Source organism: Rhodococcus sp. ENV425 (assembly GCF_002887785.1).
Taxonomy (GTDB): Bacteria; Actinomycetota; Actinomycetes; order Mycobacteriales; family Mycobacteriaceae; genus Rhodococcus; species Rhodococcus aetherivorans.
This window is the reverse complement of record NZ_PCZU01000197.1, coordinates 23,495-36,195: the sequence shown is the minus strand read 5'-3', so window position 1 is coordinate 36,195 and position 12,701 is coordinate 23,495. Positions and strand designations below refer to the sequence as shown.

The 12,701-nt window shown below is 70.9% G+C and carries 13 protein-coding genes; 7 read left to right on the top strand and 6 right to left on the bottom strand.

The genetic code is table 11. From position 1 onward, the window contains the following. Both CQZ88_RS16605 and CQZ88_RS16600 read left to right on the top strand, forming a co-directional pair. Nucleotides 1-1,269 (top strand): Isoniazid-inducible protein iniC (locus CQZ88_RS16605; protein ID WP_102800049.1); only part of this gene is annotated, 1,269 nt, incomplete at its 5' end. Nucleotides 1,270-1,422: 153 nt separating this feature from the next. Further along, on the top strand, nt 1,423-2,325 hold the full coding sequence (locus CQZ88_RS16600; RefSeq protein ID WP_044476423.1) for a hypothetical protein: 903 nt from the start codon (nt 1,423-1,425) through the stop codon (nt 2,323-2,325). A 72-nt stretch (nt 2,326-2,397) separates the two neighbouring features. On the opposite strand, the gene CQZ88_RS16595 is transcribed toward CQZ88_RS16600, so the two are convergent. Beyond that, entirely contained in the window at nt 2,398-2,895 is a 498-nt protein-coding gene (locus CQZ88_RS16595; protein ID WP_029545573.1) for a hypothetical protein, read from the bottom strand. Nucleotides 2,896-3,136: 241 nt separating this feature from the next. Here CQZ88_RS16595 and dnaK point away from each other — a divergent pair, with 241 nt between their 5' ends. The 4 genes from dnaK to CQZ88_RS16575 are packed head-to-tail and all read left to right on the top strand — an operon-like array spanning nt 3,137 to nt 7,235. After that, entirely contained in the window at nt 3,137-4,981 is a 1,845-nt protein-coding gene (gene dnaK, locus CQZ88_RS16590; RefSeq protein ID WP_006945114.1) for a molecular chaperone DnaK, read from the top strand. Beyond that, a complete protein-coding gene (gene grpE / locus CQZ88_RS16585; protein WP_006945115.1) occupies nt 4,978-5,613 on the top strand; it encodes a nucleotide exchange factor GrpE in 636 nt (211 codons plus the stop codon). Before dnaK ends, grpE begins: the two co-directional genes overlap by 4 nt. A gap of 33 nt (nt 5,614-5,646) precedes the next feature. Next, entirely contained in the window at nt 5,647-6,828 is a 1,182-nt protein-coding gene (gene dnaJ / locus CQZ88_RS16580) for a molecular chaperone DnaJ (protein ID WP_006945117.1), read from the top strand. Then, a complete protein-coding gene (locus CQZ88_RS16575; protein WP_006945118.1) occupies nt 6,828-7,235 on the top strand; it encodes a heat shock protein transcriptional repressor HspR in 408 nt (135 codons plus the stop codon). Before dnaJ ends, CQZ88_RS16575 begins: the two co-directional genes overlap by 1 nt. 133 nt (nt 7,236-7,368) lie before the next feature. On the opposite strand, the gene CQZ88_RS16570 is transcribed toward CQZ88_RS16575, so the two are convergent. The 3 genes from CQZ88_RS16570 to CQZ88_RS16560 form a co-directional block, all read right to left on the bottom strand. Next, a complete protein-coding gene (locus tag CQZ88_RS16570; protein WP_043796671.1) occupies nt 7,369-8,358 on the bottom strand; it encodes an LLM class flavin-dependent oxidoreductase in 990 nt (329 codons plus the stop codon). Between the two features lie 101 nt (nt 8,359-8,459). Beyond that, the gene (locus CQZ88_RS16565) at nt 8,460-8,999 is read right to left on the bottom strand and encodes a flavin reductase family protein (protein WP_006945120.1); all 540 of its coding nucleotides are present in this window, start codon (nt 8,997-8,999) and stop codon (nt 8,460-8,462) included. 89 nt (nt 9,000-9,088) lie between these two features. Then, on the bottom strand, nt 9,089-9,478 hold the full coding sequence (locus CQZ88_RS16560; RefSeq protein WP_043796674.1) for a nuclear transport factor 2 family protein: 390 nt from the start codon (nt 9,476-9,478) through the stop codon (nt 9,089-9,091). A gap of 284 nt (nt 9,479-9,762) precedes the next feature. Here CQZ88_RS16560 and CQZ88_RS16555 point away from each other — a divergent pair, with 284 nt between their 5' ends. Next, entirely contained in the window at nt 9,763-11,478 is a 1,716-nt protein-coding gene (locus tag CQZ88_RS16555; RefSeq protein ID WP_102800048.1) for a 3-ketosteroid-delta-1-dehydrogenase, read from the top strand. A gap of 13 nt (nt 11,479-11,491) precedes the next feature. Here CQZ88_RS16555 and CQZ88_RS16550 read toward each other — a convergent pair whose 3' ends face one another. Together CQZ88_RS16550 and CQZ88_RS31190 are read right to left on the bottom strand one after the other, a co-directional pair. Next, on the bottom strand, nt 11,492-11,947 hold the full coding sequence (locus CQZ88_RS16550) for a hydrogenase maturation protease (protein ID WP_029545470.1): 456 nt from the start codon (nt 11,945-11,947) through the stop codon (nt 11,492-11,494). After that, nucleotides 11,944-12,701 (bottom strand): nickel-dependent hydrogenase large subunit (locus tag CQZ88_RS31190; protein ID WP_258008631.1); only part of this gene is annotated, 758 nt, incomplete at its 5' end. The genes CQZ88_RS31190 and CQZ88_RS16550, both read right to left, overlap by 4 nt.

Below are 12,701 nucleotides of genomic sequence, written 5' to 3'. Positions count from 1 at the left end.
ATCGCCCCCACCGACGCCACCGAGTGCACGCGCGTCGTCACGTGGTACCGCAGCGGCTCGACCCCCTCGGTCACCGCCCGCTACGACGGCGACCGGATCCTCCCGGTGCCGGTGCAGCGCCGCGACGGCCGGCTCACCTTCGACCTCGGCGAGCTGACAGCGGACCGGGTGGACCGCATCGACGTCGAGTGGCCCGCCAGTGCGCTCGCCCAGACCACGATCATCGACACTCCGGGCACGTCGTCGCTGTCACAGGACGTCTCGGCCCGGACGTTCGAGCTGCTGACCCCCGACGACGAAGCGTCCGGCGCCGACGCCGTCGTCTACCTGATGCGCACCCTCGGTGCCGCCGACGTGCAGTTCCTCGGCCGGATCGGCCAGCACGTGGGCGGCGAGTCCGGCCCGCTCGGGGTGATCGGCGTGGTCTCCCGCGCCGACGAGGTCGGCGCCGGCCGCATGGACGCGATGATGTCCGCCAAGGAGGTCGCGGCCCGGTTCGCGGGCGAGCTCGAGCGCACCGGACTGTGCCAGGCCGTCGTGCCGGTCGCGGGGCTGCTCGCGCTGGGCGCGCGGACGTTGCGGCAGAGCGAGTTCGCCGCGTTCGAGGCGCTCGCGCAGGTGCCGTCGCAGGATCTTCAGGTGGCGATGCTGTCGGCGGATCGGTTCGCGCGCCCCGACATTGCGCTGCCTGTCGATCCGGGGACGCGGGCGCACCTGGTCGACCGGTTCGGCCTGTTCGGGATCCGCATGGCCGTCACGCTGATCCATCTCGGGGTACGGGACTCGCCGACGCTGGCCGCGGAACTGGTGGCGCGCAGCGGGCTCGACGAACTGCGTCAGGTGATCGACGTGCAGTTCGGCCAGCGCGCCGATCAGCTCAAGGCGCATTCGGCGCTGATGTCGCTCGAACGGGTCCTGCGCGCCCACCGCGACGGCCCGCTGCTCGCCTCGGTGCAGCGGCTGCTCGCCGACGTCCACGGCTTCACCGAGCTGCGCTTGCTCGGCCGCCTGCGCTCGACCCGGGTCGCGCTGAGCGAGAACGACCTGCTCGAACTGCAGCGGCTGATCGGCGGTTTCGGTATCGGTCCTGCCCAGCGGCTGGGTCTCGGGCCGGAGGCGACCGCCGCGGAGATCCACGCCGCCGGCGTCGCCGCCGTCCGCACCTGGCGTGCCCGCGCCGAGCATCCCCTGCTCGACCGGTTCACCGCGAACGCGTGCAGCGTGGCGGCGCGCAGCGGGGAAGGCATCCTCGCCGACGTCGCAGGCTGACAGGTCTCGGACTTCGACAACGGTCGCGACGGTTGTCGAAGTCCGAGACGCATGTGGACACATTTGTCCACAGTCGGAGCACTCATCCACAGATTCGCGGTTGCGGGTTCCGTGTCGCCTCGACCGGGCCGGATCGATCTCAGACTCGACGCCATGGTCGATCCGATCCTCCGCTCCGCCGCCCTCGCCTCCGGGACCACGGAGGCAGAACTTCGCCAGGCGCTACGCACGGGCGAACTCCAGCGCATCGCTCCCGGTGCCTACCTTTCCCGCACCGTCCTTGAAACGCTCGACGCGACCGAGCTGCACCGTGCCCGGATTCGCGCCGTCCGGTGTGCGCTCGGATCGAGAGCCGCGATCAGCCATGTTTCGGCGGCGATCGTCCACGGGTTCGACGTCTGGGACGCCGACCTTTCCCGGGTCCACCTCACGCACAACCGTGCCACGGGTGCGCGTCGCACCACGCATCTGCACTCGCACGCGGCACTGTTGGCCGTCGATGACGTCGAGATCGTCGACGGTGTGCCCGTCACCTCCGCAGCCCGGACCGTCGTCGACCTCGCACGTACCCTGCCGCCCGAGCAGGCGGTGGTGATCGGGGATTCGGCGATGCGTATGCACCCGGCACTCGACCTCCGGGCCGTGCTCGACGCGGCCGGGAGCAGGGCGGGAATCGCCGCGGCGCGCCGGATCGCCGGTCTCCTCGACGGGCGTAGCGAGAGCCCTGGCGAGTCGCTCAGCCGCCTGCGGATGCGTGAGGCAGGTACCCGCCCGCCGGAACTGCAGCACGAGCTGCGCACGCCCGCGGGCCTTTTCGTCGCCCGGGTCGACTTCTTCTGGGAGGACCCCGGCATCGTCGGCGAGTTCGACGGCATGGGCAAGTACGGAAGCGGGGCGCCGGGTGTGGCCGCCGACGTAGTACGGCGGGAGAAGCTGCGGGAGGATGCGATCCGGGAGCTGGGTCTCGAAGTGGTGCGCTGGACGTGGGCCGAACTGTTCCGGTTCGACGTCGTGCTGGAGCGGCTGGCTCGGGCTGCCGAACGTGCCCGACGGTAGACACAACTCCCGGACATCGACAGCGGTTGCGACGGTTGTCGATGTCCGACAGCTGTGTGGCTGGCTCCGGCGTCAGCGACGCCGGGCCGCGACGGCGCCGACGACGGTGAGCCCGGCCCAGAGCAGGGGAGCCCACAGCAGGACGCCGGCGGTGGCGTCGCCGGCGTCGGCGAGGACGCTGCGGGCGGCGACGGCCGTGACGACGGTGGCCGCGGAGACGACGGCGAGCGCGAGGGGTGCCCGGGGGTGGCCGCGGCGCAGGAGTTCGAGGAAGACGACGGCGAGCAGGACGAGGAGCAGGCCGGCGGCGGCGAAACCGGCGAGGGTGAGGGCGACGGTGTCGGCGATGCTCTCGGCGGTGGTGCCGGGGTTGGCGCTGCGCAGCGAGTGCTCGAGGGCGTCCCGGACGGGTTCGCGGTCGAGGAGGACGGCGCCGAGCAGTCCGGCGAAGACGACGAACGACAGGACCCAGGCCGAGACCGCGGCGCCGACGCGCGGTGCGGGGGAGGCGGTGGGGTGCAGCGGGGTGACGGAGAACTCCGGGCGGGGCGGCTGCGGGCGCGTGCTCACCCCGGGATCGTAGCCTCCCGCAATTCTTGTGATCCGAGTCACAAAGGGAACATCGCGGGGCGGTCTGCCGTTGGAGGAAGCAGACAACTTGAGCGTCACAGGCTCAACTTTGACTTGACTCGGGATTCCGGGCGGGTGCAAGCTTGAGTCGACTGCGCTCAGCTGAGCCGATCCGGCTCAGGTTGTGCAAGGACACCTATGCGGCACACCGGTGTGCCGCAGCGAAGAATGGAGAAACACTATGGCTCGTGCGGTCGGTATCGACCTCGGAACCACCAACTCCGTCGTTTCCGTTCTGGAGGGCGGCGAGCCCGTAGTGGTCGCCAACTCCGAGGGATCGCGCACCACCCCGTCGGTCGTCGCCTTCGCCAAGAACGGCGAGGTGCTGGTCGGCCAGCCCGCCAAGAACCAGGCGGTCACCAACGTCGACCGCACCATCCGCTCGGTCAAGCGTCACATCGGCACCGACTGGACCGTGGAGATCGACGGCAAGAAGTACACCTCGCAGGAGATCAGCGCGCGCACGCTCATGAAGCTGAAGCGGGACGCGGAGGCCTACCTCGGTGAGGAGATCACCGACGCCGTCATCACCGTCCCCGCCTACTTCGAGGACGCACAGCGGCAGGCCACCAAGGAGGCCGGGCAGATCGCCGGCCTGAACGTGCTGCGCATCGTCAACGAGCCGACTGCCGCGGCGCTGGCCTACGGCCTGGACAAGGGCGAGAAGGAACAGACCATCCTGGTCTTCGACCTCGGTGGCGGCACCTTCGACGTGTCCCTGCTCGAGATCGGCGACGGCGTCGTCGAGGTCCGCGCGACCTCCGGCGACAACCACCTCGGTGGCGACGACTGGGATCAGCGCGTCGTCGACTGGCTGGTCGAGAAGTTCAAGGCACAGCACGGCGTCGACCTGACCAAGGACAAGATGGCCCTGCAGCGTCTGCGCGAGGCCGCGGAGAAGGCGAAGATCGAGCTGTCGAGCTCGCAGTCGACGTCCATCAACCTGCCGTACATCACTGTCGACGCGGACAAGAACCCGCTGTTCCTCGACGAGCAGCTCTCGCGCAGCGAGTTCCAGAAGATCACCTCGGATCTGCTCGACCGCACCCGCGCGCCGTTCCAGCAGGTCATCAAGGACGCCGGCATCTCCGTCAAGGACATCGACCACGTCGTCCTGGTCGGCGGCTCGACCCGCATGCCCGCCGTGACCGACCTGGTGCGCGAGCTGACCGGTGGCCGTGAGCCCAACAAGGGCGTGAACCCGGACGAGGTCGTCGCCGTCGGCGCCGCCCTGCAGGCCGGCGTCCTCAAGGGCGAGGTCAAGGACGTGCTGCTGCTCGACGTCACCCCGCTGTCCCTCGGCATCGAGACCAAGGGTGGCGTGATGACCAAGCTCATCGAGCGCAACACCACCATCCCGACGAAGCGCTCCGAGACCTTCACCACGGCCGACGACAACCAGCCGTCGGTGCAGATCCAGGTCTTCCAGGGTGAGCGTGAGATCGCGGCGCACAACAAGCTGCTCGGCTCGTTCGAGCTCGGTGGCATCGCCCCGGCTCCGCGCGGCGTCCCGCAGATCGAGGTGACCTTCGACATCGACGCCAACGGCATCGTGCACGTCACCGCGAAGGACAAGGGCACCGGCAAGGAGAACACGATCAAGATCCAGGAGGGCTCCGGCCTCTCCAAGGAGGAGATCGACCGGATGATCAAGGACGCCGAGGCGCACGCCGAGGAGGACCGCAAGCGTCGCGAGGAGGCCGAGGTCCGCAACCAGGCCGAGTCGCTCGTGCACCAGACCGAGAAGTTCCTCCAGGAGAACGGGGACAAGGTCGCCGCCGACGCCAAGAGCAAGGTCGAGGCCGCGATCAAGGAGACCAAGGACGCCCTCGCCGGCACGGACATCGCCGCGGTGAAGACCGCCGTCGAGAAGCTCGCGACGGAGTCGCAGGCCCTCGGCCAGTCCCTGTACGAGTCGCAGGCCGCCGACGCGGGTGCTGCCGCCGGTGACGGCGCGGCTGCCGGCTCGGACAACGTCGTCGACGCCGAGGTCGTCGACGAGCCGACCGACTCGGAGAAGAAGTGACGGCGGAGAAGCCCGAGCAGGAGCCGGTGACCGTCACCGACAAGCGTCGGATCGACCCCGACACCTTCGAGGTTCGCGACCCGGAGACCGGGTCGCAGCCCGTCGGCGGTGCGGACACCGAGGCTCCGGCTGCGGGAGAACACGAGGAGGCCGCACTCGCGGCCGAACCGTCGCCCGAGTCGGCTCAGCTGGCCGAGCGCACGGCGGACCTGCAGCGCCTCACCGCGGAGTACGCCAACTACCGGCGTCGCGTGGAGCGCGAGCGGGTGGTCACGACCGAGGCGGCCAAGGCCTCGGTGGTCACCCAGCTGCTCGACGTCGTGGACGACCTCGACCGGGCCCGCGCCCACGGCGACCTCGAGCAGGGGCCGCTGAAGTCGGTGGCGGACAAGCTGAACGGCGTCCTGTCGGGCCTGGGACTCCAGCCCTTCGGCGACGAGGGCGACGCCTTCGACCCGGAGATCCACGAGGCCGTGCACATGGAGGGCGACGGCGCGAACCCGGTGCTCGACACGGTGCTGCGCAAGGGATACCGGCTCGGTGAGCGGATCCTGCGGCACGCGATGGTGACCGTGACGGACGCGGGCGACGCACCGGCGGAAAAGCCGGCGTCCGGTGCGGACAACGAGTAAGTACAGGGAAACAGCGAGAGGAGGAGACACCCGGTGAGCCAGAGGGAGTGGATCGAGAAGGACTTCTACAAGGAGCTGGGTGTCTCCTCCGACGCGTCGGCCGACGACATCAAGAAGGCCTACCGCAAGCTGGCGCGGGATCTGCATCCCGACGCCAACCCCGGCGACACCCGGACGGAGGAGCGCTTCAAGGCGGTCAGCGAGGCGTACGCCGTGCTGTCCGATCCGGCCAGGCGCAAGGAGTACGACGAGACCCGGCAGATGTTCGCCTCCGGCGGCTTCGGCGGCGGGTTCCGTCCCGGCGCCGGCAGCGGCGGGTTCTCCGGCGGCACCACCACCTTCGATCTCGGTGACCTGTTCGGTGGCGGCGGCGGTGGGGCCGGTGACGCCGGTCTCGGCGACCTGTTCGGCGGCCTGTTCAACCGGACCGGCGGCGGTGGCGCGCGCACCACGTCGCGGCCCCGGCGCGGGTCCGACGTGGACGCCGAGACCACGCTCGACTTCCGCGACGCGGCCCTCGGCGTCACCGTCCCGCTGCGGCTGACCAGCCCGGCGCCGTGCACCACCTGCCACGGCAGTGGCGCCCGACCCGGCACCAGCCCGCGGGTGTGCCCGCGCTGCAACGGAAGTGGCATCGTCTCGCGCAACCAGGGTGCGTTCGGGTTCTCCGAGCCGTGCGACGACTGCCGGGGCACCGGGTCGATCATCGACGAGCCCTGCACGGACTGTCGCGGCAGTGGCATCCAGAACCGCACCCGCACCATCACGGTGCGGATCCCACCCGGGGTCCGGGACGGCCAGCGCATCCGGCTGGCCGGTCAGGGCGAGGCGGGACTGCGCGGCGCCCCGCCCGGCGACCTGTTCGTCACCGTGCACGTGCGCGCCGACAGGGTGTTCGGCCGCGACGGCGACGACCTGACGCTGGTGCTGCCGGTCAGCTACGGCGAGCTGGTGCTCGGCACCACCGTCTCGGTCCCCACCCTGGAGGGCCGGGTCGGGTTGAAGATCCCGGCCGGGACGGCCGACGGGCGCGTGCTGCGGGTACGCGGGCGCGGCGTCCCCAAGCGCGGGGGCGGCGCCGGCGACCTGCTGGTGACCGTCAAGGTGGCCGTGCCCCAGAACCTCGACGACCAGGCGATCGACGCACTGCGGATCTATATGCACGCGGAGCAGGCGAGCGGCTTCGATCCGCGGGCGGGCTGGGCAGGTGCATGATGAGCGAGAACCGCAACCGGCACGATTCGCCGATGGACCCGGACGCCCGGGTCTATGTGATCTCGGTGGCGGCGGAACTGGCCGGCATGCACGCGCAGACGCTGCGCAACTACGACCGGCTCGGCCTCGTCACCCCGCACCGCACGCGGGGCGGCGGGCGCCGCTACTCCCCGCGCGACGTCGCGCTGCTGCGTGAGGTCCAGCGCCTGTCGCAGGACGAGGGCGTGAACCTCGCGGGCATCAAGCGGATCATCGAGCTGACCAATCAGGTCGAGGCCCTGCAGCAGCGGCTGTCCGAGATGGCAGCCGAGATCGCGCAACTGCACGCGTCGCGCCGCGCGCTGGTGCCGGTGCCGCGCAGCAACGCGCTGGTGGTCTGGAAGCCGAAGCACCAGCGCGACAGGTAGGTGCTCGGCCCCTCCGGCCTCGATCACCCAATACCGTTGTGGCCGAATGTCACATCGCGTCGATCAGATCGACACGATGTGACATTCGGCCGTTCAGGGCGGTCACGGGCGGTCACGGGCGGTCACGGGCCGTTCAGGCCGGGACGAGCCCGCTGACGTCGGCGAGCAGTTCGAGCGAACGCAGCCACGCCTTGCGCCCGGGTGCCGACGACACCACGATCAGCTCGTCGGCCTGCGCGCGCTCGGTGAAGCGGTCGAGGTAGGCACGCGCCTCGGCCGGGGTGCCGACGGCGGTGTACCGCAGCATCTGCAGCACCTGCTGCCCGGCGGGGGCGTCGAGCAGCATCTCGACCTCGTCGTCGGTGAAGGTGCGGCCGCGGCCGAGCATCTGCCGGATGCGCTGTCGCTTGGTGGCCTCGAACAGTGCATTCGCCTCGTCGGTGGTGTCCGCGGCGATCACGCCGACGCCCGCGATGACGTACGGCTCGGCGAGCTGCTCGGACGGCTGGAACTCGCGCCGGTACAGCGCGACGGCGTCCTCGAGCGCCTGCGGCGCGAAGTGCGACGCGAACGCGTACGGAAGGCCGAGCAGCGCGGCGAGTTTCGCCCCGAACAGCGACGAGCCGAGGATGTACAGCGGCACGTCGGTGCCCTTGCCGGGGACGGCGTCGACGCCCGGAATGCGCGACGTGCCGCGCAGGTAGCCCTGCAGCTCGAGCACGTCCTGCGGGAAGCTGTCGGCCGACGACGGGTCGCGGCGCAGCGCCCGCAGGGTGTTCTGGTCGCTGCCGGGGGCACGGCCGAGACCGAGGTCGATGCGGCCGGGATGCAGCGTCTCGAGGGTGCCGAACTGCTCGGCGATGGTCAGCGGCGAGTGGTTGGGCAGCATGATGCCCCCGGCGCCGAGCCGGATCGTGGACGTGTGGGCGGCGACGTGCGCGATCAGCACGCTGGTGGCCGACGAGGCGATGGTCGGCATGTTGTGGTGTTCGGCGTACCAGATGCGGCGGTAGCCCCACCGCTCGGCGCGCTGCGCCATGTCCACGCTCGCGGCGAAGCTGTCGCGCGCGGTTTCGCCGCGGCCGATGTGAGCCAGGTCGAGAATCGATAGTGGTGTGGTCACCTGGATCCTTCGCGTGTCCGGGGCCCGGGTTCGGGATCCGGGCACACGATCGGTCCAACCACACCGGCCGGTCCACTATTCCGTGACGTGCGCCTCGCCGCTCACCGCACCGGGTTCACGTCGGTGGCGGTGCGGGGGTCGAGGAGCGTCTCGCCCGCATACCTGCCGAAGCCGCCGCGGTAGAACAACAGCGGTCCGTCGTCGTGCAGCGCGGTCAGCCCCGTCACACGCGCGACGACGATGGTGTGGTCGCCGGCGTCGTGCTCGGCCTCGACGGTGGCCTCGATGCGGGCCAGCGCGCCCGCGATGGCGGGCGCGCCGTTGTCGCCGCGCGTCCAGTCCACGCCGGTGAACTTGTCGCCGCCGCTGACGGCGAACGCCATGCACGTGTCGCGCTGGTGGTGGGCCAGGACGTTGATCGCGAGGGTGCCGATCTCACGGATCTTCGGCCAGGTCCGCGACGTGCGGGCGGGGCAGAACGACACGAGCGGCGGATCCAGGGACACCGACGCGAACGACTGGCACGCGAAACCCAGCGGTTCGCGGCCGTCGTGGCCGGTCACGACGGTGACGCCGGTGCAGAAGTTGCCCAGCACGTCGCGCATCGTCCGGGGATCGAGCACCGTGTGTTCCGCGCTCATAAGGTTCCTCTCGCCGTTCGGTATCTCTCCAGTGTCCGTCATTCCGGCGGCGGGTTGCGACCGGCGTCCGGCGGACCGTGCCGGGGCTTTCAGCGCTGCCGCATGTCCGACGGCGCCCAGTAGGCGCGCATGCTCGTGATCCGGGCCTGGTCGTCGAAGGTCATCACGTCGATCGGCTCGACCTCGTGCACCCGGCCCCCGGTCTCGGTGACGACCCGGAAGTGGAACGCCGCGCACGACCCGGTCACCCGCAGCGCCAGCAGTTCGGTCGCGCGCCGGGAGCCCTCGAGTGCGCGGTAGAACTCGGCGATCGCCGCCCGTCCGGTCCTCGGCGCGGAGCCGACCGGGTCCTCGAGGGTGGCGTCCTCCGCATACAGCGCAGCGATGTCGGCGCCGCTGCCGTCGGCGACGGCCGCCAGATACTCGACGACGGTGGCGCGGATGCGTTCGGCGTGCGTGACGGTGCCGGACGTGGTCATGGCTGCTCCTGTGGGATCGACGGTTCGTCGCGAGACGAGTCGACGCTAGCGGCACCGTGGACCCGGCCGGGGTCGTCGTCCCACGCATCGGGAGGTTGCGGGATCGCGTTTGCGCGCGCTGCGGTGAGCCGGTGGCGACCGCGCCCACGGACGTCCCGGTGGCCGGGAACCCGCCCGCCGGCGTGGTGGAACTGTCCTAGCGTCGTCGGGCATGCGTGCAGTGGGTCGCCTCGGGTCCGAGGCGCGACCCGACCAGGCAGCGACGATGTGAAGGAGAATTCGAAATGGCGACGAGTCCCGTACCGGCCGTGACCCCCGCCCACGACACCACCGTGGATCTGCTGGTGATCGGGTCCGGCACCGGTATGGCCGCCGCGCTCACCGCGCGCGAGCTCGGCCTGTCGGCGCTGATCGTGGAAAAGACCCGGTACGTGGGTGGCTCCACCGCCCGCTCCGGCGGCGCGTTCTGGGTGCCCGCCAACCCGGTGCTGCGCGAGGCCGGTTCGGGCGACACCCCCGAGCGGGGCCACACCTACGTGCGGTCGGTGGTCGACGGCTCGGCGCCGGCCGAGCGCGGCGAGGCGTTCGTCGATCACGGCGCCGCGACCGTCGAGATGCTCCGGCGCACCACGCCGATGAAGTTCTTCTGGGCCAAGGGCTACGCCGACTACCACCCGGAGCAGCCGGGCGGCGCCGCCGTCGGACGTACCTGTGAGTGCCGGCCGTTCGACACGTCGGTGCTCGGCGACGAGCGCGGCCGGTTGCGCCCCGGCCTGATGGAGGCGGGGCTGCCGATGCCCACCACCGGTGCCGACTACAAGTGGCTGAACCTCATGATGCGGGTCCCCCTCAAGGGATTCCCGCGCATATTCCGGCGGCTGGCGCAGGGTGTGGGCGGCCTCGCGCTCGGCCGGCAGTACGTCGCCGGCGGGCAGGCGATCGCCGCGGGCCTGTTCGCGGGGGTGCTGCGGGCCGGGATCCCCGTCTGGACCGAGACGTCGCTGGTGCGGCTGGTCACCGAGGGCGAGCGGGTGACCGGTGCCGTCCTCGAACAGAACGGCCGTGAGGTGACCGTGACCGCCCGTCGCGGTGTGGTCCTCGCGGCCGGCGGGTTCGACCACGACATGGCCATGCGACGGAAGTTCCAGTCCGACAGGCTCGCCGACAACGAAAGCCTCGGCGCCGAAGGCAACACCGGCGACGCGATCAAGGTCGCCCAGGAGGTGGGCGCCGGCCTCGACCTGATGGACCAGGCATGGTGGTTCCCCGCCGTCGCGCCGACGGCCCCGGGCAAGCCGCCGCTGGTGATGCTGGCGGAACGGTCCCTGCCGGGGTCGTTCATCGTGGACCACACGGGCCGCCGGTTCACCAACGAGTCCTCGGACTACATGTCGTTCGGTCAGGTCGTCCTCGAGCGCGAGCGGGCCGGCGACCCGGTCGAATCGATGTGGATCGTCTTCGACCAGAAGTACCGCAACAGTTACCTGTTCGCGGCGGGGCTGTTCCCGCGCCAGCCCATCCCGGGCTCCTGGTACAAGGCGGGCATCGCGCACCGGGCCACGGATCCGGTCGAGCTGGCGCGCTCGATGGGGATACCCGAGGACGCGTTCGCCGAGACCTTCCGCCGGTTCAACGACGACGCCGCGTCGGGAACGGACTCCGAATTCGGTCGTGGGGGAAGCGCATACGACCGCTACTACGGCGATCCGACGGTCGAGCCGAACCCGAACCTGCGGCCGCTGACCGAAGGGCCGCTCTACGCGGTGAAGATGACGCTGAGCGACCTCGGCACGTGCGGTGGCGTGAAGGCCGACGAGCGGGCGCGGGTGCTGCGCGAGGACGGCAGTGTGATCGACGGTCTCTATGCGATCGGCAACACCGCCGCGAACGCGTTCGGCAACACGTACCCGGGTGCGGGGGCGACGATCGGTCAGGGCCTGGTGTTCGGGTACATCGCCGCGCAGGACGCCGCGAAGGCAGCCGTTCCCACGAACGGATGACCCGGTAGCGGCGTTACCGCTCGCATTCGTCGATCACTGCCCGCACCACGGCGGGCAGTGCCCCGGCGGTGGCGGGCGTCAGGCCGACGCCGTAACCGACCTCCGTCACCTCGAGGGTGTAGACCACGACCCGACCCGGGTCGACGCCCAGGATCCGGCTCAGCGCCCACGCCTCGGCGGGGCCGAGGCTGTGCGAGCCGGCGTGCCTCGAGCGGCGGGCGAGACTCGCCTCCCCGATCTCGTGACGCCGGATCGCGCCGGGCGGACCGGTGCCGACGGTGGCGTCGACGACGACCGCCAACCGCGTCCCGGCCCACGCGTCCAGCATTGCCGTCGGCTCGCCGTCGGAGATCAGGACCCGCCATCCGGGCCGGGACCGGCCGACCTCCCGGGCCGCCGCGGGCCCGACGCCGTCGTCGCGGCGGTACTCGTTGCCGACGCCGATCACCACGAAGTTCGTCGCGATCACCCGCGGTCGATCGTGAGGTCGAGGAAGTGTGTGGCACACGAGATGCACGGGTCGTAGTTGCGGATCACCCGTTCGCACAGCGACGTCAGATCGGCATCGGACAGCTCCAGGTGGCCGGCGATCAGCGTGCGCAGATCGTGTTCGACGGCAGCCTGGTTCTGGGAGGTCGGGGGGACGATCACGGCCGAGCGGATCAGTCCGTCGTCGCCGAGCTCGTAACGGTGGTACAGCAGTCCCCGCGGTGCCTCGCTGACACCGTGCCCGGTCGCGGCGCGGGCGGCGACCTCGGTGCCGGGCCGGCCCGGACGCTCGTACCCGGCGATCAGGCGGAGCGCCTCCTCCACCGCATAGACGGTTTCGACGGCGCGAACAACGATGCTGCGAAACGGGTTACGGCACTGCGTCCCCAGTCCCGCCGCGTGTGCCGACTGTTGTGCGGTCTCCGACAGCTGCGCGGAGTTCAGGGTGTATCGGGCCAGGGGTCCGGTCAGGTACCGGCGCCCGTCGAGCCGCGCGTACAGGGCCGTCGAGTGCGGGACCTGGTGTTCGACCACATGGTCCGGGAACTGTGCTGCGGCGAAGGAGGATCCGGTCGACGACCGGATCTGCCCGTCCTCGATGGCGTAGCGGTCGGGCCGGTGCAGGGCGAGCAGGTCGTGATCGAGATCGACATCGGGAAAGTCGAACCCGGCCACCCAGCGGACCGTGTCGAGCGCGTCGTCGAGGGCGCGGCGCAGCCGCTCGGCGAGCGGGG

Excerpts from the sequence above, each read along its gene's own strand:
- CQZ88_RS16600 (WP_044476423.1), top strand. The coding sequence starts at position 1,423 with ATGGTCGATCCGATCCTCCGCTCCGCCGCCCTCGCCTCCGGGACCACG.
- CQZ88_RS16575 (WP_006945118.1), top strand. The coding sequence starts at position 6,828 with ATGAGCGAGAACCGCAACCGGCACGATTCGCCGATGGACCCGGACGCC.
- CQZ88_RS16565 (WP_006945120.1), bottom strand. The coding sequence starts at position 8,999 with ATGAGCGCGGAACACACGGTGCTCGATCCCCGGACGATGCGCGACGTG.
- CQZ88_RS16555 (WP_102800048.1), top strand. The coding sequence starts at position 9,763 with ATGGCGACGAGTCCCGTACCGGCCGTGACCCCCGCCCACGACACCACC.
- dnaK (WP_006945114.1), top strand. The coding sequence starts at position 3,137 with ATGGCTCGTGCGGTCGGTATCGACCTCGGAACCACCAACTCCGTCGTT.
- CQZ88_RS16560 (WP_043796674.1), bottom strand. The coding sequence starts at position 9,478 with ATGACCACGTCCGGCACCGTCACGCACGCCGAACGCATCCGCGCCACC.